General features: G+C 65.9%; 17 protein-coding genes. 15 read left to right on the forward strand and 2 right to left on the reverse strand.

Going from position 1 to position 19,545, the window contains the following annotated elements; translation table 11 throughout:
• Position 1: 1 nt before the first annotated feature.
• Genes WS87_RS21860 through WS87_RS21925 form a run of 14 tightly spaced genes read left to right on the forward strand, consistent with a single transcriptional unit; the run spans position 2 to position 14,878 of the window.
• Positions 2–637 (forward strand): hypothetical protein, encoded by a 636-nt coding sequence (locus WS87_RS21860; protein ID WP_059818943.1) that lies wholly within the window; start codon positions 2–4, stop codon positions 635–637.
• The gene (locus WS87_RS21865; RefSeq protein WP_059818944.1) at positions 634–2,325 is read left to right on the forward strand and encodes an AMP-binding protein; all 1,692 of its coding nucleotides are present in this window, start codon (positions 634–636) and stop codon (positions 2,323–2,325) included. The genes WS87_RS21860 and WS87_RS21865 overlap by 4 nt, the downstream gene beginning before the upstream one ends.
• Positions 2,322–4,028: a glycosyltransferase family 2 protein gene (locus WS87_RS21870; protein ID WP_059818945.1), complete on the forward strand. Its 1,707-nt coding sequence runs from the start codon at positions 2,322–2,324 to the stop codon at positions 4,026–4,028. The genes WS87_RS21865 and WS87_RS21870 overlap by 4 nt, the downstream gene beginning before the upstream one ends.
• Positions 4,015–5,625: an HAL/PAL/TAL family ammonia-lyase gene (locus WS87_RS21875; RefSeq protein ID WP_059819643.1), complete on the forward strand. Its 1,611-nt coding sequence runs from the start codon at positions 4,015–4,017 to the stop codon at positions 5,623–5,625. The genes WS87_RS21870 and WS87_RS21875 overlap by 14 nt, the downstream gene beginning before the upstream one ends.
• Positions 5,622–6,050, forward strand: a complete 429-nt coding sequence (locus WS87_RS21880) for an acyl-CoA thioesterase (RefSeq protein WP_059818946.1) — start codon at positions 5,622–5,624, stop codon at positions 6,048–6,050. Before WS87_RS21875 ends, WS87_RS21880 begins: the two co-directional genes overlap by 4 nt.
• Positions 6,041–6,706 (forward strand): LolA family protein, encoded by a 666-nt coding sequence (locus WS87_RS21885; protein WP_059818947.1) that lies wholly within the window; start codon positions 6,041–6,043, stop codon positions 6,704–6,706. Before WS87_RS21880 ends, WS87_RS21885 begins: the two co-directional genes overlap by 10 nt.
• A complete protein-coding gene (locus WS87_RS21890; RefSeq protein ID WP_059818948.1) occupies positions 6,706–9,117 on the forward strand; it encodes an MMPL family transporter in 2,412 nt (803 codons plus the stop codon). The genes WS87_RS21885 and WS87_RS21890 overlap by 1 nt, the downstream gene beginning before the upstream one ends.
• A complete protein-coding gene (locus tag WS87_RS21895) occupies positions 9,114–10,301 on the forward strand; it encodes a beta-ketoacyl-[acyl-carrier-protein] synthase family protein (protein WP_059819642.1) in 1,188 nt (395 codons plus the stop codon). Before WS87_RS21890 ends, WS87_RS21895 begins: the two co-directional genes overlap by 4 nt.
• A gap of 1 nt (position 10,302) precedes the next feature.
• Positions 10,303–10,806 (forward strand): hotdog family protein, encoded by a 504-nt coding sequence (locus WS87_RS21900; RefSeq protein WP_059525123.1) that lies wholly within the window; start codon positions 10,303–10,305, stop codon positions 10,804–10,806.
• Positions 10,803–11,528, forward strand: a complete 726-nt coding sequence (locus WS87_RS21905) for a 3-ketoacyl-ACP reductase FabG2 (protein ID WP_059525124.1) — start codon at positions 10,803–10,805, stop codon at positions 11,526–11,528. The genes WS87_RS21900 and WS87_RS21905 overlap by 4 nt, the downstream gene beginning before the upstream one ends.
• On the forward strand, positions 11,528–12,757 hold the full coding sequence (locus WS87_RS21910) for a beta-ketoacyl-ACP synthase (protein ID WP_059818949.1): 1,230 nt from the start codon (positions 11,528–11,530) through the stop codon (positions 12,755–12,757). Before WS87_RS21905 ends, WS87_RS21910 begins: the two co-directional genes overlap by 1 nt.
• Positions 12,754–13,974 (forward strand): beta-ketoacyl-[acyl-carrier-protein] synthase family protein, encoded by a 1,221-nt coding sequence (locus WS87_RS21915; RefSeq protein WP_059818950.1) that lies wholly within the window; start codon positions 12,754–12,756, stop codon positions 13,972–13,974. Before WS87_RS21910 ends, WS87_RS21915 begins: the two co-directional genes overlap by 4 nt.
• A gap of 32 nt (positions 13,975–14,006) precedes the next feature.
• Complete coding sequence (locus tag WS87_RS21920) at positions 14,007–14,432, forward strand: hypothetical protein (RefSeq protein WP_059818951.1); 426 nt, start codon at positions 14,007–14,009, stop codon at positions 14,430–14,432.
• A gap of 11 nt (positions 14,433–14,443) precedes the next feature.
• Entirely contained in the window at positions 14,444–14,878 is a 435-nt protein-coding gene (locus tag WS87_RS21925) for an excinuclease ABC subunit A (protein ID WP_415750077.1), read from the forward strand.
• 45 nt (positions 14,879–14,923) lie between these two features.
• Here the strand turns inward: WS87_RS21925 and WS87_RS21930 are convergent, their stop codons facing one another.
• Entirely contained in the window at positions 14,924–15,643 is a 720-nt protein-coding gene (locus WS87_RS21930; RefSeq protein ID WP_059818952.1) for a class I SAM-dependent methyltransferase, read from the reverse strand.
• A 110-nt stretch (positions 15,644–15,753) separates the two neighbouring features.
• On the opposite strand from WS87_RS21930, the gene WS87_RS21935 reads away from it, so the two are divergent.
• Positions 15,754–17,001, forward strand: coding sequence for an NAD(P)/FAD-dependent oxidoreductase (locus tag WS87_RS21935; protein ID WP_059818953.1), 1,248 nt, complete (start codon positions 15,754–15,756; stop codon positions 16,999–17,001).
• Positions 17,002–17,115: 114 nt separating this feature from the next.
• Here the strand turns inward: WS87_RS21935 and WS87_RS21940 are convergent, their stop codons facing one another.
• A complete protein-coding gene (locus WS87_RS21940; protein WP_059819645.1) occupies positions 17,116–19,317 on the reverse strand; it encodes a glycoside hydrolase family 3 C-terminal domain-containing protein in 2,202 nt (733 codons plus the stop codon).
• Positions 19,318–19,545: the final 228 nt, after the last annotated feature.

Here is a 19,545-nt window from a genome sequence, read left to right on the forward strand (position 1 = left end):
GATGGTGGTGACGGGCATGCGGGCTACTACGGGCACGGTCCTGCCGCGCTGGGCAGGTGTCGCGACCAGGGCTGCACTGGTCCTTGCCTATCCGCTCGTCATCCTGTTTGCGTGGCAGAGCATGTCGCCGCGTTACGTCGGTTGCCTGTTGATCGCATTGCTGTGGTTGCAGCGCACGGTCGGCAAAGGCACGCTGGCGAAGGCGCTCAAACGCCTCACGCTACTCGACTGGGGCGTGGCCGGTGCATTGACCGTGTTGTCGGCCGCGATTGCCGTGACCGATAGCGAACGACTTCTTCATCTCTACCCGGCATGCGTGAGTGTCGGCTTGTTGGTCGCGTTCGGCGCGACGCTGCGGCACGGTCCGACCATGATCGAAAAATTCGCACGACTGACTTATCCCGAGCCGAGTGTGGAAATCGTCCGGTACACGCGGCGCGTCACACAGGTGTGGTGCGCGTTCTTTATCGTAAACGGCAGCTTTTCAGTTTATACGGCGCTGTACTGGAGCCGCGCGGGATGGGCGCTTTACAACGGGCTGATCGCGTATGTGCTGATCGGTGCGTTGATAGCAGGCGAGTGGCTGTGGCGCAGGCGCTTCATCGCCGTCGCGCGAAAGCGAACGGGTGTCGCATGATTGCGCTGCACGAGATCCTGTGTGCCGAAGCGGATAGCGGAGTGGCGGTTTGTCGCGATGGCGCCGAGGTGCTGACGCTGGGTGATCTGCGCACTCGCGCCGGCGCGATTGCGAGGGTGGTGGAAGCGAGCGGCGCGCGACGCGTCGCGATCTGCACGGATGATCCGTACGAGTTCGCGTGTGCATTGTTTGCGGTTGCGGCGGCGCACGGGGAAGTCGTGATTCCAGCCAGCAGCGCACCCGGCTATCTTGATGCACTGGCGCATGCATACGACCTCGTGCTGGATGCGCCGGCACTGGCCGCGTGCGGGCACGACACGGATGCCGGATCTGCACGCTTCACTCGTCCGATCGATGCTGTCGCAGCGGTGACGCTTTACACGTCGGGCAGCAGCGGCACCGCGAAGCCGGTGCGAAAGTCGCTCGCGCAGCTCGATGCCGAAGTGCACACGTTGCAGCGCGAATGGGGCGACCGGACAGGCGCGGCAGTGACACTGTCGAGCGTACCGCATCACCACATCTACGGACTGCTCTTCAGGATCCTTTGGCCGCTGGCGGCCGGCCGTGCGTTTGACCGGATGACGGTGCTTGAACCGCTGCAACTGCAGCAGCGGCTGGCCGAATACGGTGGCGGTGTCGTGGTCTCCACGCCGTCGCAACTGATGCGCTGGCCGGCGTTGCCCGGTTTTCCGATGCGGGCGCCCATGCCGTGCGCGTTCTTCTCGTCGGGCGGCCCGTTGCCGGCCGATGCGGCTACGGCCTATTCGAACGCATTCGGCGCTGCGCCGTTCGAGATATTTGGCAGCACCGAAACCGGTGGCATTGCATGGCGTCGCCAGGACGTCGCACACGCGTGGCAGCCGCTGACCGGCGTCGACGTGCGCTGCGATGACGATGGCGTGCTGTGCGTTCGCTCTGCCCATCTCGGCCACGATCGCTGGCACCGCACCGACGACACCGCACGATTCGACACGAACGGTCGCTTTGCGCTCGCCGGACGACGCGATCGCGTCGTCAAGCTGGACGGCAAGCGCGTGTCGCTGCCGGAGCTCGAGGCGCAGATACTTGCGCATGCATACGTCGAGCAAGCGGCGGCCGTGGTGGTCGACGGTACGACGCGCGCGCACGTCGGCGTCGTGGCGGTATTGACCGCGGCGGGGCGCGATGCGCTGGCGGCGGATGGACGGGTTGCCGTTGCCACGACCTTGCGGCACGCGCTCGGTGCATATTTCGACGCGGCCGCATTACCGCGCTACTGGCGGTTCCTGCACGCGATGCCGTTCGATGCACGCGGCAAGTTGCCCGCCGCCGCGCTGGCGGCCGCATTCACAGCTACGCCGGAGGGCTTTGAACTGCTCGCGTCATGGCGCAGCGACGACGCGTTGCATTACGAGTTGCGCGTGCCGCCCACGCTCGCGCATTTCGATGGTCATTTTCCGGGGCTGCCGATCCTGCCCGGAGTCGTGCAAATCGACTGGGCTGCGCGCCTGGCTGGCCGCGAGATGCCGACCGTGCGCGAAATCCATTCCGTCGAACACCTGAAGTTCAAGGCACCGGTGCCGCCGGGCGCTGTGCTGTCGCTGCGCATCGCGCATGACCGTGTACGCGGATCCACGCGCTTCGCGTTCCGTTGCGGCGACCGCGAATGCACATCGGGCGTTCTGGTCTATGGCACGGCGGCCCGATGAGCGACACCTGCATCGTCATTCCGATCTACAACCATCGCGCCGCGATCGGCGGCACGCTGGCGCGCCTCGCCGTGCACGGCCTGCCGATCCTGGTGATCGACGACGGCAGCGACGAGCCGACGCAACAGGTGCTGGCCACGCTGGCGACGCGCTACGCGGGCCTCGTGACGCTGCTGCGGTTGCCGGTCAACGGCGGAAAGGGTGCGGCGGTCATGGAAGGATTGCGCGCCGCGCGCGCCCGGGGCTATCGGCACGCGATTCAGATCGATGCCGATGGCCAGCACGACGCGGCCGATGTGCCGAAGTTCGTGGCGGCGGCGCAGGCCGAGCCGGACGCCGTGATTCTCGGCCGGCCGCGTTTCGACGACAGCGTTCCGAAGGCGCGCCTGTACGGCCGCTACCTCACCCATGCATGGGTGTGGATCGAAACGTTGTCGCTGGACATTCCCGATGCGATGTGCGGGTTTCGTCTTTATCCGGTCGACGTCGTCTGCGAACTGATCGACGCGGTATCGATGCCGACGCGGATGGCTTTCGACAGCGAAATCCTGGTCCGTCTCCACTGGCGCGGCCTCGCGTTCAGGACGGTTCCGACGCGAGTCATCTACCCGGTCGACGGTGTGTCCCATTTCGATGTCTGGCGCGACAACGTGCGCATCAGCCTGAGCCACGCACGGCTCGTCGCGGGGATGCTCGCCCGCGCGCCGATGCTCCTGACACGCCGTCTGGTCGGGCGGCGCGGCGCGGCGCCGACGAGCCGCACGCGCGCATGGTGGCGCATGCCGGAGCGCGGCAGCCGGATCGGCATGGCGTTGCTGGCGCTCAGCTGCCGCTGGTTCGGCAAGGGCTTCACGTCGTTCTGGCTGCATCCCATCGTCGGCTATTTCGTGCTGACGAATCGTACGGCGCGCACCGCGTCGCATGCGTATATCGCGCGCCTGCGCGATGCGGAGGCGGCGGCCGTGCCGAAGCCGGGATGGCGCAGTGCTTACCGGCACATGCTTGCCTTTGCACAGGCAGGATTCGACAAGTTCGTCGCATGGTCCGGCCGTCTCGACGAGCTCGACGTGCGTTTCGACGATTCGTCCGCGTTCGATGCGCTCGCGGCGAGCGGGCGCGGCGCACTCGTGATCGGCGCGCATCTGGGCAACCTGGAAATGACACGGGCGCTTGCGCTGCGCGACGCACACACGAAGGTGACGGCGATCGTCTACACCGAGCATGCGAAGCGTTTTACCGGCGTGCTTGCCGGCGCGAACCGGGAATTTGGCAAACAGCTCGTCGAGGTGTCGAACTTCGGACCGGATACGGCGATGATGATGCAGTCGCGCATCGACGCGGGAGAGTTGCTCGTGATCGTCGGCGACCGCGTGCCGCCGCGTGATTCCGGTAAAACGGTCGACGCCCGTTTTCTCGATGCGACCGCCCCGTTCGCGCAGGGCCCGTATATCCTCGCCCACGCCCTTGGTTGTCCTGTCTACCTGTTCTTCTGCCTGAAGGAGGCGCACGGCTACCGCCTCTATTTCGAGCCGTTCGCCGACCGGATCGAGCTACCGCGCCGTGAGCGCGCCGAACACGTCGCGGCATGGGCGCAGCGCTACGCCGCGCGGCTCGAACATTATTGCCGCAAGGCTCCCTACCAATGGTTCAACTTCTTCGATTTCTGGGCGCGGCCCGATGGAGGTCCGCGTGGCGGAGCATGACATGAACGACGTCGCGGCATGCACCGCCGCGGATCCGAATCGGCCGGCCGTCGTGGTCGGAGGCCGGCATCTGACGATCGAGGACGTCGTCGCGATCGCCCGCGACGGTGCGCCCGTCGCACTGAACGCGGGACCCGAATGGCGCGCGCGGATCGAGCGCGGTGCGACCTGGCTGCGCGCCTATCTCGCGAATGGCGGCACGCTGTATGGCGTGACCACCGGATATGGCGACGCCTGCGTGGTAGAGGTGCCGCCGTCGCTCGTCGAAGCGCTGCCGCTGCAACTGACCCGCTATCACGGGTGCGGCATGGGTGACCGGTTCGATGCGACGCAAACGTTGTCCATCATCGTCGCCCGGCTCAACTCGCTCGCCTTCGGCTACTCGGGCGTGCGGTTCACGTTGCTGGAACGGCTGGCCGACATGGTGAATCACCGCATCCTGCCACGTATTCCATCGGAAGGCTCGGTCGGCGCGAGCGGCGACTTGACACCGCTGTCCTACGTAGCCGCGGCGCTGGTCGGCGAGCGCACCGTCGTGTTCGACGGCGCCGAGCGGGACGCGCGGGAGGTATGGCATACGATCGATCGCATGCCGCTGACGCTCGCGCCGAAGGAAGGACTGGCGTTGATGAACGGCACGGCGGTCATGACCGGGCTGGCCTGTCTCGCGTTTGCGCGCGCCGACTACCTGACACGTGTGGCGGCTCGCCTGACGGCATTGACCACCGTCGCGCTCGACGGCCGGGCCGGGCACTTCGATGCGCGGCTGTTCGACGCGAAACCCCACGCGGGGCAGGCGGAGGCGGCAGCGTGGATTCGCGCCGACCTGGTCGGGCGCGACGAGTTGCCCGGACGCCGGTTGCAGGATCGCTATTCGGTACGTTGCGCACCGCACGTGATCGGCGTGGCGCGCGACGCACTGTCGTGGATGCGCCGCGATATCGAGAACGAGCTGAACAGTGCGAACGACAATCCGCTGATCGACCCGGACGAAGGGTGCGTACTGCATGGCGGCAATTTCTACGGCGGTCATATCGCTTTCGCAATGGATGCGCTGAAGACCGCGGTGGCCAACCTCGCGGACCTGATGGATCGCCAGCTTGCGCTGCTGGTCGACGACAAGTTCAGCAACGGACTCCCGCGCAACCTGACGGGCGCCGGGCCGGAACGCGCGGCGATCAACCATGGATTCAAGGCCGTGCAGATCTCGTCTTCCGCGTGGACGGCGGAGGCGCTGAAGCTCACGATGCCGGCGAGCGTGTTCTCCCGCTCGACGGAGTCGCACAATCAGGACAAGGTCAGCATGGGGACGATTGCTGCGCGCGATTGCCTGCGCGTTCTGACCTTGACCGAACAGGTTGCCGCGGCGCATGTGCTCGCGACCGTGCAGGCTACCCGGCTGCGACTTCGCGATACTCAGCAGACGCAACTTTCGCCCGCGCTTCGCGCGTTCGTCGACGATGTGGATCGTCAATCGCCGCTGGTGGTCGAGGACCGGCCGCTCGAAGCCGAGTTGCGCGCGCTGACCGCGCGCCTTGCCGCGTGCGAGGCGATCGGCGGCGCGTACGCCGGAATCCGGCACGGGGAGGCGGCATGAACGCGTCGCGTCCGCCGCTGACCGCGACAGCCCGTGTCGAGGTCCTGTTTCACGACGTCGATGCCATGAACGTCTGCTGGCACGGTCATTACCTGAAGTACTTCGAGAGCAGCCGTGCTGCGTTGCTGCGCATGATCGACTACGACTATCCCGCGATGCTGGCGTCGGGCTATATGTGGCCGGTGGTGGAGGCGCATCTGAAGTACGTTCGTCCGGCCCATTACAGTCAGCAGCTCGACGTGCGCGCGACGCTGCTCGAATTCGAGAACCGGCTGAAGATCGGGTACGAAATCGTCGACGCGGCGTCCGGCGAGCGCTTGACGAAGGGGTATACGGTGCAACTGGCGGTCGATGCGGCGACGCGCGAACTGCAGTTCGTGTCGCCGCCGACCCTGATCGAAAAGGTGCACGCACAATGGGCCTGAATTCGCACTACCGACGGTTTGCGGCGGTGACGCTGACCGTATGCATGACGCTCTCCGGCGGCACTGTGCTGGCCGCCCCGGCGCCGGTTGCGGTGTCGCGGCCGTCGAATGCCGCGCTCGTGTCCGACGTTGCGGCGCGGCTCGCGCGCGTTGGCGCGATTCGCACGGATTTTCGGCAAACTCAGACGCTGTCGGCGATGAAGCAGCCGCTCGTCAGCACTGGATCGATGTTGTTCGATCGCAGGTCGGGCGTCGTCTGGCGAATCGAGACGCCTTACAAGGCTACTTACGTGATCACCGATAGCGGCGTGCGCGAGGTCGGCGCGGACGGGCACCTCGTCGCGCCCGGCGGCGGCCGCGGCGTCGCGCAAGTGTCGCGCATGATGCGCGACATGCTCGGGGGTGACCTGTCGGCGCTGTACGCGCAATTCGACGTCGATGCGAGCGGAACGCCGGAACGGTGGCGGATGGTGCTGCGGCCGAATCAGCCGCAGCTCGCCCAGGCGATTCGTGTGCTCGAAATGAGCGGAGGCACCTATCTCGGCCGGCTCGACTTGACTTTTGCGAACGGCAATGTGACATCGCTGGAGTTCACTCGGCCGACGCCGGTCGACGCACCCGCGCCGGTCGAGCGCACGTGGCTGGAGGCCCGGTGATGGATGCGGCGCGTGATGTCGTCGACGCATCGGGCGAACGCGCACGGCGGCGCGGACTGTGTGCTGCATGGCTGCTCGTTGCGCTCGTGGCGGCTGCGTACATTCTATGGCGCTTCTCGAGCGGGGCCGCGCCGCTGCAGACGAACCTGCTCGCGTTGCTGCCGGCTACCGAGGCAAACCCGGTTGCCGAGCGAGCGGTCGACATGCTCGGAGATGCGCTCGGCAACCGCACCGTCTACCTGGTGACCAACCCGGACGCCGCCCGCGCCAAGGCCGCCGCGAAGCAGTTCGGTGCACGGCTCGGTGCCAGCGGAGCATTTCGTTCGGTGACGGTCGAGGTGCCGCCATTCAATCTGTCGGATATCTCGTCTACCTACATGCCAGCCCGTTTCGGTCTGCTGACGGATGAGGATCGCCGGTCGCTCGAGCAAGGCGGGGCCACGCTCGACGAACGATTGGTCCGGCGTCTCTATGCACCGCCCGTGGACGGCTTGCAGACCGCCGTGGCGGACGACCCGTTCGGCTGGTTACAGCACTGGCTCGGCGAGCTGCCGCTCGCGGCGTCCAATCTGTCTCTCGAGGATGGCATGCTGGTGTCGCATCGCGATGGCGCAACTGGCGTCCTCGTGATGACGTCGTTGCCGGGCTCGGCTTACGAATCGAAGATCCAGCACGCCGTGCGCGTCGCGACGGACGATGCGGAACATGCGCTCGCGGCCGAGTTTCGGGGCGTTCGCATCGACCGCGCTGGCGCGGTCTTTCATGCGGAAGCAGCGCGTGCCAGCGCCGAGCGTGACGTACACGTGATCGGCGCGGTATCGCTGGGCGGCATCGCGCTGCTGCTCATGAGCGTATTCCGTTCGCCGCGCCTGCTGGTGCTCGCGTTCGCGTCGACGGCATTCGGCATCGTGTGCGCGCTGGCGGCAACGCTGCTCGTATTCGGCAAGCTGCACCTGTTGACGCTGGTGTTCGGTGTGAGTCTGATCGGCGAAGCCGTCGATTATTCGATCCAGTATTTCGTCGCGTACCTCTCCGCGGGGTGGCAATGGGACGCGCGTCGCGGTGCGGCGGCGGTCAGGCCGGCACTCATGGTGGCGCTGGCGACCAGTCTGCTGGGTTACGCGATCCTGATGTGGGTGCCGTTCCCCGCGCTCAAGCAGATCGCGTGCTTTGCAATCGTCGGAATCCTCAGCGCGTTCGCGGCCGTCACCGGCTTTTTGCCGCTCATGCTGACGAAGGAGCCACGGCGCGTGCCGTCCGGTGTTTTCGCGTGCGCGGCCCGCCTGCTGCGCGGATGGCAATCGCTGCTGGCCGGTCGGCGCGCCCTGATCGCTGCCATGCTGGTTGCGCTGGTTGCGATCCCGGGTTGGTCCCTCTTGAAGAGCGACGACGACATTCATCTGCTGATCCAGCGCGATGCGGACCTCGCGCGGCAGGAGAACAATATCCGCGCGGCGGTCGGGCTGGCGAACACGGCACAGTTCTTTGTCGTTCAGGGCGCGACGCCGGAGGAGGTGCTCGAGCGTTCCGAGGCACTGATCGGGTCGCTCGATCAGCAGCGGGTCGGCCGTGTCCAGTCGATCACGACGTTCGTGCCGTCGGCCAAGCAGCAGGCGCATGACCGTGCGGTGCTGGACACGCACGTGTTTGCCGATACCGCCGCACTGCGCGGGACGCTGGCGCGCGCGGGCTTCCGCGACGAGGCGGTCGACGCGTGGATCAACGCGTATTCCCGCAATGCCCCGGAGACGCTCTCCATCGACACCTGGCTGGCGGCACGCTGGTCGGCGCCGTTCCGCTATTTGTGGCTCGGACGAATCGAGGGCGGCGCCGGTCCCGTCGATGCGGCGCTAGCGATTCCCGAGCGGGTCGATGCGGCGAATGCCGAAACTTTCGCCGCCGTCGCGCGCACGCTGCCGGGCGTATCGTGGGTAGACAAGGCATCGAGTGTGTCGAGCCTGTTCGGTGCCTATCGGGTCGACAGCGGCTTGTGGCTGGCTGGCGCGCTCGTCGTGGTCACCGGACTGCTGATGTGGCGCTACGGCGTGCGCGGCGGCATCGCAACGACGTTGCCGGTCGTGTTCGCCATTGCGTTGACGCTTGCGGCGTTCGGCTATGCACGGATGCCGCTTACGCTGTTCAATTGGCTCGCGCTGATGCTGGTACTCGGCGTGGGCGCCAACTACGCGGTGTTCCTCCGCGAAGGCTGCATGCGAGACAGTGCCGGCATCGGCGCAGTGTGGACCGGCGTGCTGCTGTCGGCGGCCACGACGTTGCTGTCGTTCGGGATGCTCGGAGCGAGCGCGATGCCCGCGCTGCGCAGCTTTGGCACGACCCTCGCGATGGGCATCGTGTTTTCGGTGCTGTTCGCGCCGCTTGCCACGCCGTCCACGAAGGAGTGTCGCGCATGAATTCGAAACAGGCGCCGGTTTATCTGTCGGCACCCGGCATGATCAACGCGCTTGGCGCAACCACGGACGAAATCGTCGACGCATTGTGCGCCGGCATCGCACCGGGCATGGCGCCGCGCACCGATGTTCCCGCCGGCGGCTGGATCGGGCGCGTGCGGTCGGCACTCGATGTCGCGCCGCCCGAATCCCTCGCGCATTTCGATTGCAGGAACAATCGCCTGCTGCTTGCGGCGCTGGCGCAGATCGGATCCTGCGTCGACGCGGCGATCGCGCGTTACGGCCCGCGCCGGGTTGGCGTCGTGATCGGCACGAGTACGTCCGGGATCCAGGCGGCAGAGCAGGCACTCGCACAGCGTGCCGCAACGGGCGCGATGCCGGCCGGATTCGATTATCGGCAGATGGAAATCGGCACGGCGGCGCCGTTCGTGCGTGCGGCGCTGGGTGTGGCCGGGCCGGCCTACACGCTGTCGACAGCCTGCACGTCGAGCGCGAAGGCATTTGCGGCCGCGCGCCGCCTGTTGCAGTTGAGGCTGTGCGACGCGGTGGTCGTCGGCGGAGCGGATTCGCTGTGCGAGCTGACGTTGCAGGGCTTCGCCTCGCTCGAATCGGTCAGCCCGGGACGGACCAATCCGATGAGCCGGAACCGGAACGGCATCAATATCGGTGAAGGTGCCGCGCTGTTCGTGATGTGCCGCGATGAAGCCGCGGTCCGGCTGGCCGGCGTTGGCGAGTCGAGCGATGCGCATCACATCTCGGCGCCGGACCCGGCGGGATATGGCGCGGAGGACGCGCTGCGCGCCGCGCTCGCGGACGCCGGCGTGACTTCGTCCGCGATCGGCTATGTGAACCTGCACGCGACGGCGACGCGCCTGAACGACGAAATGGAAGCGAACGTGACGGCGCGGGTGTTTCCGCACGGCGTGCCGGCGAGCGGGACCAAGCCGCTGACGGGGCACATGCTTGGCGCGGCTGGCGCGACCGAACTCGGATTCGGCTGGCTGACGCTGGCCCGCGGGATCCCGCTGCCGACGCACGTCTGGGACGGCGAGCACGATCCGGCGCTGCCGAAACTCGATCTTGTCCACGGCGAGCGCCGCCTCGCGGGCGATGCAACAGGGCGCTATGTAATGAGCAATTCGTTCGCTTTCGGCGGCAGCAATGCCAGCCTGATTCTGGGAGCCTGACATGCATGCCGAACCTTTGATCGACGCGTTGCACGGCGGTGCAGATATCCCGGTCGGGAACGTGCCGGACGTATTGCCGCATCGCGGCACGATGCTGCTGCTCGATGCGATCGAGCGCTGCTCGGAAACCGGCATCGAAGTGAGCGCGACCGTGCGCCGCGATGCGTGGTATGCCGACGGCAGCGGGGCGATGCCGGCGTGGATCGGCATCGAGCTGATGGCGCAGGCGATCGCCGCGCACGTCGGCCTGCTCGCGGCACATGCGGGCGGCCGCGCGAAGCCGGGCGTGCTGCTCGGGGCCAACCGCTATGTCGCGCATCGCACGACGTTCGGCGCGGACACGGTGCTGCGCATCGTCGCGCGGGAACTGCTGCGCGGCGACGAGGGGCATGGCGCATACGAATGCGCGATTCATGCCGAAGGTCAGTGTTGCGCGGAAGCCGTCGTCAAGGTGTACCAACCGAACGATTTCCAATCTTTTATCGAAGGGAGCTTCAATTCATGACTCGGCGAGTTCTCGTGACAGGGGCGAGCCGCGGCATCGGCCGCGCCGTGGCACTGCGCGTGGCGTCCGACGGCTTCGCCGTGACGGTTCATTGCCGCACCGGGCGCGAGGCAGCGGAAGCGGTCGCCGCGACGATTCGCGCGCAGGGCGGCACGGCCAGCGTGTTGCAGTTCGACGTGCGCGATCGTGCGGCGTGCCGGCGTGAGCTGGAGGCCGACGTCGAAGCGAACGGCGCGTACTACGGGATCGTCTGCAACGCAGGCGTGACGCGGGACGGTGCATTTCCGGCGTTGTCCGAAGAGGACTGGGACGTCGTGATCGAAACTGGGCTGGACGGGTTCTACAACATCGTTCATCCGCTGACCATGCCGATGGTGCGCCTGCGTAGCGGCGGACGCATCGTGACGATTGCGTCCGTGTCGGGCGTGATGGGCAATCGCGGCCAGGTCAACTACAGCGCCGCGAAGGCGGGCCTGATCGGCGCGACCAAGGCGCTGGCGGTCGAACTGGCATCGCGCAAGATCACGGTCAATTGCGTTGCTCCGGGGCTGGTTGACACCGGCATGCTCGACGACGTGCCGCTCGAGCACGCATTGAAGACGGTCCCGATGGGCCGCGTCGGTCAACCCGACGAAGTCGCGGCGGTAGTCGGCTTCCTGATGTCGGATGCGGCGACCTACGTCACCCGGCAAGTGATCGGCGTCAACGGCGGGATGGTGTGATGAAGCGAGTGGTCGTGACGGGGATGGGTGGCGTGACCGCCTTCGGCCAAAGCTGGCCGGAAATCGAGGCGCGCTTGCGCGACGGACGCAATGCGGTACGGCGCATGCCGGAATGGGATTGCTACGAAGCGCTGCATACGCGGCTCGCGTGTCCGTTGCCGGCCTTCGAGTTGCCGGGCACGTATCCGCGCAAGAAGACGCGTTCGATGGGGCCGGTTTCGATGTACGCGGTGCGAGCGAGCGAACTCGCACTGGCGGATGCGGGGCTGACCGACGATCCGTCGATCCGGGACGGCCGGATGGGCGTCGCGTATGGGTCGTCGTCGGGATCGGTCGAACCGATCCGGGCGTTCGGCACGATGATCGAGACGGGTTCGATGCGGGACGTCACATCGAACAGTTACGTGCAGATGATGCCGCACACGACGGCGGTCAACGTCAGTCTGTTCTGGGACCTGAAAGGCCGGATCGTGCCGACGTCGTCCGCCTGCGCGTCCGGCAGCCAGGCGATCGGCTATGCCTACGAGGCGATCGCGACGGGCAAGCAGACGCTGATGCTGGCGGGCGGCGCAGAAGAATTGTCGGGCCCGGCGGTGGCGGTGTTCGACACGTTGTACGCGACCAGCACGCGCAACGATAACGCGAACCTGACGCCGCGCCCGTTCGACGCCGATCGTGACGGCCTGGTTGTCGGCGAAGGTGCGGCGACGCTGGTGCTCGAGGAGTACGAGCACGCGATCGCACGCGGCGCGACGATCCATGCGGAGATCGTCGGCTTCGGCTGCAATTCCGACGGTGCACATATCACCCAGCCGACGGCCGAGACGATGGCGGTCGCCATGCATCTCGCGCTGGGTGACGCGGGGCTCGATGCCGATGCGATCGGCTACGTCAACGCGCACGGTACGTCGACCGATCGAGGCGATGTGGCGGAGAGTCACGCGACGGCGTCCGTGTTCGGGGAGCGTATGCCGATCAGCTCGCTGAAAAGCTATGTGGGTCATACATTGGGCGCATGCGGCGCGCTCGAGGCGTGGTGGACGATCGAGATGATGAAGCGCAACTGGTACGCACCGACGCTCAATCTCGAGACAGTCGATCCAGCCTGTGCACCGCTCGACTACATCGTCGGCGACGCGCGACGGATCGATGTGGAATTCGCGATGAGCAACAACTTCGCATTCGGCGGAATCAACACGTCGTTGATTTTCCGGCGGGTCGGCCGATGACGGCGCGCGTCGTCGTCACCGGGCTCGGCATCGTGTCGTGCCTCGGTAATTCGCTGGACGAAGTATCGGCCGCGCTGCGAGCCGGTCGCTCGGGCGTGAGTCACGTGAGCGCATGGCGTGAACGCGGTTTTCGCAGCCAGGTCGCAGGGGTGGCGTCGGTCGCATCGGCGGCGCGGTTTTCGCGCAAGCACGAACGGTTCATGGGCGACACGGCGCGCTTTGCGGCGCATGCGGCCGCGTCGGCGCTCGACGATGCGGGCATCGATGCCGGGATGCTTCGTTCGCCGCGCGCGGGCGCGATCGTGGGGTCGGGCATCGGATCGATGGCCGATTACGACGATGCGATGACGATTGCGCAGCATCGCGGTATCGACAAGACGCCACCTTATGTCGTTCCGAAGGCGATGGGCAGCACGGCATCGGCATGCGTTGCGCAGTTGTTCGGCATCGAGGGCGTGTCGTACTCGCCGTCGTCCGCGTGCACGAGCGCGGCGCTCGCGATTGGGCAAGCGACGCAATTGATCCGGTCCGGTTGCCAGGACATCGTGCTTGCAGGCGGGAGCGAGGCGCTGCACGACAACATGACGTTGATGTTCGACGCGATGGGTGTGTTGTCCGGCAGTTTCAACAGTACGCCGGATCGCGCGTCGCGTCCGTATGCGCTTGGTCGCGACGGCTTCGTGATCGCATCCGGCGCAGGCATTCTCGTGCTCGAATCGCTCGAGCACGCGCGTGCGCGTGGTGCGCGAATTTACGCGGAGGTCGCCGGGTTCGGCCAATGCACGGACAGCGCCGGCATGGCGACGCCTCACGCGGCGGGGATCGCGCGGGCGATGCGCGGCGCGCTGGACAGCGGCGGACGGCGTGTGGACTACGTCAATACGCACGCGCCATCGACGCCGCTCGGAGACATCGAGGAACTGAAGGCGCTCATCGACGTATTTCGGGGCGACGTTCCGGCGTTCTCGTCGACGAAAGGCATGACGGGGCATCCGCTCGGCGCGAGCGGGGCGCATGAAGCGATCTATACGATCCTGATGATGCGCGACGGTTTTGTCGCGGGCACGGCCGTCGGCCACGAGCCCGATCCGGCAATCGCCGGCATGCCGCTCGTTCGCGACGCACGCGAATGGACGATCGAGCGGGCGCTGTCGGTTTCGTTCGGATTCGGCGGGAGCTGTGCAAGTGTGTTGTTGGACGCCTGGAAGGGCGATTGATGTGAACTTACTGAGCTGAGAGGACGATAACAATGAAGCACAAACGACATCTGGCCGGCATGTTGGTCGCGGCATCGTTGCTGACGGGGTGCGGCACCGTGGTCCGTTCGCTGCCTCTGCCGGCAGCGGCGACGGCATCGGACACGAGCGGCGTCGCGATCTATTTCGGTGCGCAGCCGCACCCGGACGTCAAGACCAGCATCGGTCCGCGTTCGGAATCGGTCCGTGTGTCGCGCGGGACGCAAGCTGAACAGCCGACGTGCGACCAGGCGTTGGCCGAAGCGCTGAACCGTCTGCGCGTCTATGCGAAGAATCATGGCGGGAATGCGGTCATCAACGTGACGACACGTTTCCATGACAAGCGCTCAAATTCGACGAGCGAATATACGTGCGGCGTGAGCGGCAGTGCCGGTGCGATCGCCGTGTCGGGCGACGTCGTGCAGCTGAACGCGCAATAACGGGAGCGCACGTGAAATATCGCATTGCACTGGCGCTGTTTGGCGCGATGTTCGCGGTCTCGGTTGCACACGCACGGGACACGATCAACGATTATCCGATCGAAAGCGCATTGAAGAGCGAGGAAGGCAAGCTCGACAATGGCATCGCGCTCTATTTCGGCGATCAGGCGCATCCGCGCGTCATCAAGTCGTACGGTTCGTTCGCGACCAACAAGAAGACCAATTCGGTCGGCAAGAGCGACGAGGCCGCGTGCCAGCATGTATTCCTGTCGGCCGTGATCGAACTTCAGGCGCGCGCGCGAAAGGAGGGCGGCAATGCCGTCATCGGCATCAAGAGCAATTACCGCAACGTGTTGCGATCCAGCGCGACCGAGTTCACGTGCGGTGCCGGTGCGATCGTGGCCGGGGCAGCACTGACCGGCGAGGTCGTGACGTTGAAGCCGTAATCGCCACGCGTCGGGAAGGGGCCGCCAGACGGCGGCCTTGTTCGCTCAGGCAGGTTTGCGTGCAGCGACGTTGACGAGCGTCTCGCGACGCTTGCCGGGCTTCGGTGCATACAGGCCGATGCGCTCGAGCAGACCGAAGTCTTTCGCGCGGCTCCACCACAGGTAGGGAAACGACACGTTGCACGGTTCGAACGCAAACCCGGCGTGGCGGAGCATCGCAAGGTAGCCGTCGGCGCTTTTCTGAACCTGCATCGGGTGACGGAACAGCAGACGGATCACCCATGACTTGATGTACGCATCGGTCGATTCGGCGAACAGCAGCAGCCCGCCGGGTTTCAGCACGCGGCGAAAGTCGGCCAGTGCATGTTCCTGGTCGACGAGATGGTGAAAGGTCTGATGGCAGAACACGATGTCGACACTCGAATCGGCAAGCGGAATCTGCGTGCAGTCGGCGTGATGCAGTTCGACGGGCGTTGCGCAGCGATGCGCCTCTTCCGACGCATGCTCGAGCGAGTCATCGTGGCAATCGATACCGATGATCTTGCCGGGCGAGAACGCTTCACTCAGCAGGCGGAACGATTTACCCTGACCGCAGCCCGCATCGAGGATGACGGGCGCCGTCGGCAGCGGCGCCGCGACAAGCCGCTTCAGATCGTCGATGGCCACCCTGAGCACGTGATGTTCCCAGGTATGCGTGCGAAGAAACCAGATGCCGAATCGGGTTTCGGGAACATAGGCGGGAGCGTGCGTGCGGTAGGACGTCATGGGCCTCTCGTCGGAATCTTGGATTTGTTGAGCGCCTATTGTAATTTGCAACGTCAAATCGTGGCGTGAGAAACGTAAGATACCCAATCAATCGAAGTGAATTGGCAAGCATGAGTGAAATGAAATCGAATTCGATCGACGTCGCGATCATCGGGGCAGGGCCGTCCGGTGCAGTCGCAGCCGCGCTGCTGCGCAAGGCCGGCCACTCGGTGCTGGTGCTCGAACGTCAGCATTTTCCGCGCTTTTCGATCGGGGAAAGCCTGTTGCCCCAGAGCATGCGGTATCTCGAAGAAGCGGGCATGTTGCAGGCAGTGGTAGAGGCCGGCTTCCAGTTCAAGAACGGCGCGTATTTCGTTTATCGCGACAGGATGTCGTCATTCGATTTCCGCGAGAAGTTTTCCGAGGGCTGGGGAACGGCGTATCAGGTCGAACGCGCAACGTTCGACGATCTGCTGATTCGGTGTGCGGCCGAACAGGGCGCGGACGTGCGATTTGGCCATACCGTACGCGCTTTCGAGCCCGGCGATACGCCGCGGCTCGACGTCGTCGACGAGGCAGGCCAAGAATATTCCGTTCAAGCGTCGTTCGTACTCGATGCGAGCGGGTTCGGTCGTGTGTTGCCGCGCTTGCTGGGGCTCGAGGCGCCCACCGGCCTGCCGACACGCGCGGCCCTCTTTTCGCACGTCGAAGATGGCTTGCCTGCCGGATCGACCGATCGAGACAAGATCTGCATTGCTGTCCATCCGGCGCGACGCGATGTGTGGTTCTGGATGATTCCGCTGACGAACGGACGTTCGTCGGTCGGGTGTGTGGCCGATGCCGGATTTCTGGACGTGCCGGAAGCGCAGCAGGAATCGCTGTTGCGCGAATTGCTGCAGAGCGAGCCGACACTGTCGCGGCTGGTCGGCAGCAAGCCCTTCGTGATGCCGGTGCGTCGCATTTCGGGCTATGCGTCGAATGTCGATTCTCTGCACGGCCGCGGCTATGCATTGCTCGGTAACGCGGGCGAATTTCTCGATCCGATCTTCTCGTCGGGCGTGACGATCGCGCTGCGGTCCGCCCATCTGGCGGTTGCCGTGCTCGAACGGCAGTTGCGCGGTGAGACCGTCGACTGGACGCGCGATTACGACGTCGCGTTGCGCAAGGGCATCGACACCTTCCGCGCCTTCGTCGAGCGTTGGTATTCAGGGACGCTGCAAGACATCGTGTTTCATGAAGACAAGGCATCTGACGTGAAGCGCATGGTCTGCTCGATCCTGGCCGGCTACGCATGGGACGAGTCGAATCCGTTTGTGCGGGAACCGGCGCGCGGCCTCGACGTGCTCGCCGAATTCTGCCGTTCCGGCGGCCTCGGCTGATTCACCTGAGCCGCATGTGCGATACGGGAAGCCCGGACGTCTCACGACGTCCGGGCTTCCCGTATCACCTGTCAGCCGAGCGGGCGGGGGCGCGCTGGCCGCCTGGCTGTCCGATCAGCTCCCCTGCAGCCGGATATCGCGCGACGACGCGCCCACATACACCGTCCCGCCCGGCACGACCTTCCATCCGTTGCGCGACGTGTCCCACACGCTCTGCATCCGCGGTGAGACGGTCACGCGGACATGCCGTGCCTCACCCGGGTTCAGCCGGATCTTTTCCCAGCCGACCAGCCGCTTCGGCGGTTCGTCCTTGTACGGCACGCCGAGATAGACCTGCGGCGTTTCAGCACCGGCGACGCGGCCGTCATTGCGCACGGTAAACGCGACGCTCAGCGAACCGTCCCGTTGTCGCGACACCGACAGGCCCGAATACGCGAAGTGCGTGTACGACAGCCCGTAGCCGAATTCGAACATCGGCTTGATGTTGCGCGCGTCGTACCAGCGGTAGCCCATGTTCAGCTTCTCCGCATAGACCGGATCGTTCTCGAACGCGCCGTTTTGCCCCCAAGCCGGCGAATCCTGGTCGCGCGCCGGGAACGTGACGGGCAGCTTGCCGGACGGATTGACCGCGCCGAACAGCACGTTTGCGATGGCCTTGCCGCCGCCTTCGCCGGGATACCACGCCTCGACGATCGCCGACACGTTGTCCTTCCACGGCATCAGCACCGGATTGCCGCTCTGGACGACGACGATCGTATGCGGATTCGCACGCGCGACCGCTTCGACGAGTGCATCCTGGTTCGACGGATTCGCGAGGCTCAGGCTTTGCAGGTCACCGAAATCCTCGCCGGCCGGCTGCGCGACCACGACGATCGCGACATCCGAGCGGCCCGCGAGTGCCGCGGCCTGGTCGATTTCCTGCTGCGTGTACGCGCGGAACGGCGACTGCTGATCGCTGTTGCCCGCGAACGTGACCTGTGCCGCCGGCGCGAGCGCGCGGATCGCCGCGACGATCGGCACGTCGACCTTGAGCCACGGATTGCGCCACCAGCTGCAGCCCGTCGACGACCCGAACGTCAGCCCGCCGCAGCCCGCGAACGAACCCGTGACCGGATCGCGCGTGTTGCCCGAGCCGCCGCCCGACAGCACGGCGGCGTCGGCGTGGCCGCCGATCACGGCGATACGCGACAATGCCGCGGCCGCCAGCGGCAACTGGTTTCCATCGTTCTTCAGCAGTACGATCGACTGCTCGGCGACCCCCTGTGCGAACCGATTCGCCGCCGCGAAATCGATCGTGCCGCCGCCCTTGGCCGGATCGTCCATCACGCCGACGCGAATCATCACGGCCAGCTTGCGGCGCACCATGTCGTCGAGGCGCGCGGTCGACACCGAGCCGTTCGCGATCGCCTGCTTGACGGCGACCGGCGTCAGGTAGACCGACGGCCCGACGTCCTCTTCCTCGTCGAGCCCGGCGTTGATCGCGGCAGCCGTGCTGTGCGTCGCGCCCCAGTCGGATTGCACCTGACCCTGGAAGCCCCATTCGTTCTTCAGCACGTCGTTGAGCAGGTGATTGTTCTCGCACGCATACGTGCCGTTCAGGCGGTTGTAGCTGCACATCACGCTGCCAGGCTGCCCGCGTTTCGCGGCGATCTCGAACGGCAGCAGGTAGAGCTCGCGCAGCGTGCGCTCGTCGATCTGCGTGTTGCCGCCCATCCGGCCATGCTCCTGTTCGTTGCCGGCATAGTGCTTGATGGTCGCGATGACCTTCTGCCGCTGCGTGGCGAGTGTGCGCTCCGCGAGCAGGTCGCCGGCGAGCAACGGATCCTCGCCGAGATACTCGAACAGGCGGCCGCCGCGCGGTTCGCGAGCGAGATTGGTGCCGCCGGCGAGGCCCATGCCGAACCCTTGCGCGCGCAACTGGATCGCGACCTGCTTGCCGAAGTCGTACGACAGGCGGCGATCCCAGCTCGCGGCGACGGCGATCGTCGCGGGAAACGTCGTACTGGCCTGCGACGTGCTGCCGGAACCGGTCGCCGAGTCGACCATGTTGAGATCCGGAATGCCGAGCCGCGGCACACCCTGGATGTAGCCGGCCCCGCCGCCCGGCACCTTCGACATTTCGTATTGCGAATGGATAAACTGGAGTTTCTCGTCGAGCGTCATCTTGCGCACGAGGAGGTCGGCGCGTCGTTGCACGGCGGAAGATGCGAACGCGTCGGCGGCGTCGCCCGGTGCATTGAAATCGGCGTTGCCCGCGTAAGCGGTGGTGCAGAGGGTCGCTGCCAGCACGGCGGCCGGCCAGAGTGTGTCCCGCATGTTGCTCTCCATGATCGTATTGCCGGTTGTTCGAATGATGTCTGGAGCTGCGCACGCCCGGTGGATTCGCACCGGACGCATTCGGCTGGCGATGCAGGGTGATTGCGCGTCGGCATGCCAGGCCTGGCGGGGAATCGTTACGGCCGGTTGGGCCCGATCGAATAACGCGGACGGCGACGCGGACCGTCCGACGCTGCCGAATCGGATGTAGCGATTCTCTGCAGCGAC

Origin of the sequence: Burkholderia sp. MSMB0856, from assembly GCF_001524645.2 — a bacterium.
Lineage (GTDB): Bacteria > Pseudomonadota > Gammaproteobacteria > Burkholderiales > Burkholderiaceae > Burkholderia > Burkholderia diffusa.

What these genes read in the sequence shown, in the direction of transcription:
- WS87_RS21870 (WP_059818945.1), top strand. Translation starts at nt 2,322, where the DNA reads ATGAGCGACACCTGCATCGTCATTCCGATCTACAACCATCGCGCCGCG.
- WS87_RS21865 (WP_059818944.1), top strand. Translation starts at nt 634, where the DNA reads ATGATTGCGCTGCACGAGATCCTGTGTGCCGAAGCGGATAGCGGAGTG.
- WS87_RS21880 (WP_059818946.1), top strand. Translation starts at nt 5,622, where the DNA reads ATGAACGCGTCGCGTCCGCCGCTGACCGCGACAGCCCGTGTCGAGGTC.
- WS87_RS21860 (WP_059818943.1), top strand. Translation starts at nt 2, where the DNA reads ATGGTGGTGACGGGCATGCGGGCTACTACGGGCACGGTCCTGCCGCGC.
- WS87_RS21935 (WP_059818953.1), top strand. Translation starts at nt 15,754, where the DNA reads ATGAGTGAAATGAAATCGAATTCGATCGACGTCGCGATCATCGGGGCA.
- WS87_RS21900 (WP_059525123.1), top strand. Translation starts at nt 10,303, where the DNA reads ATGCATGCCGAACCTTTGATCGACGCGTTGCACGGCGGTGCAGATATC.
- WS87_RS21885 (WP_059818947.1), top strand. Translation starts at nt 6,041, where the DNA reads ATGGGCCTGAATTCGCACTACCGACGGTTTGCGGCGGTGACGCTGACC.
- WS87_RS21890 (WP_059818948.1), top strand. Translation starts at nt 6,706, where the DNA reads ATGGATGCGGCGCGTGATGTCGTCGACGCATCGGGCGAACGCGCACGG.
- WS87_RS21930 (WP_059818952.1), bottom strand. Translation starts at nt 15,643, where the DNA reads ATGACGTCCTACCGCACGCACGCTCCCGCCTATGTTCCCGAAACCCGA.
- WS87_RS21895 (WP_059819642.1), top strand. Translation starts at nt 9,114, where the DNA reads ATGAATTCGAAACAGGCGCCGGTTTATCTGTCGGCACCCGGCATGATC.
- WS87_RS21915 (WP_059818950.1), top strand. Translation starts at nt 12,754, where the DNA reads ATGACGGCGCGCGTCGTCGTCACCGGGCTCGGCATCGTGTCGTGCCTC.
- WS87_RS21905 (WP_059525124.1), top strand. Translation starts at nt 10,803, where the DNA reads ATGACTCGGCGAGTTCTCGTGACAGGGGCGAGCCGCGGCATCGGCCGC.
- WS87_RS21920 (WP_059818951.1), top strand. Translation starts at nt 14,007, where the DNA reads ATGAAGCACAAACGACATCTGGCCGGCATGTTGGTCGCGGCATCGTTG.
- WS87_RS21940 (WP_059819645.1), bottom strand. Translation starts at nt 19,317, where the DNA reads ATGCGGGACACACTCTGGCCGGCCGCCGTGCTGGCAGCGACCCTCTGC.
- WS87_RS21910 (WP_059818949.1), top strand. Translation starts at nt 11,528, where the DNA reads ATGAAGCGAGTGGTCGTGACGGGGATGGGTGGCGTGACCGCCTTCGGC.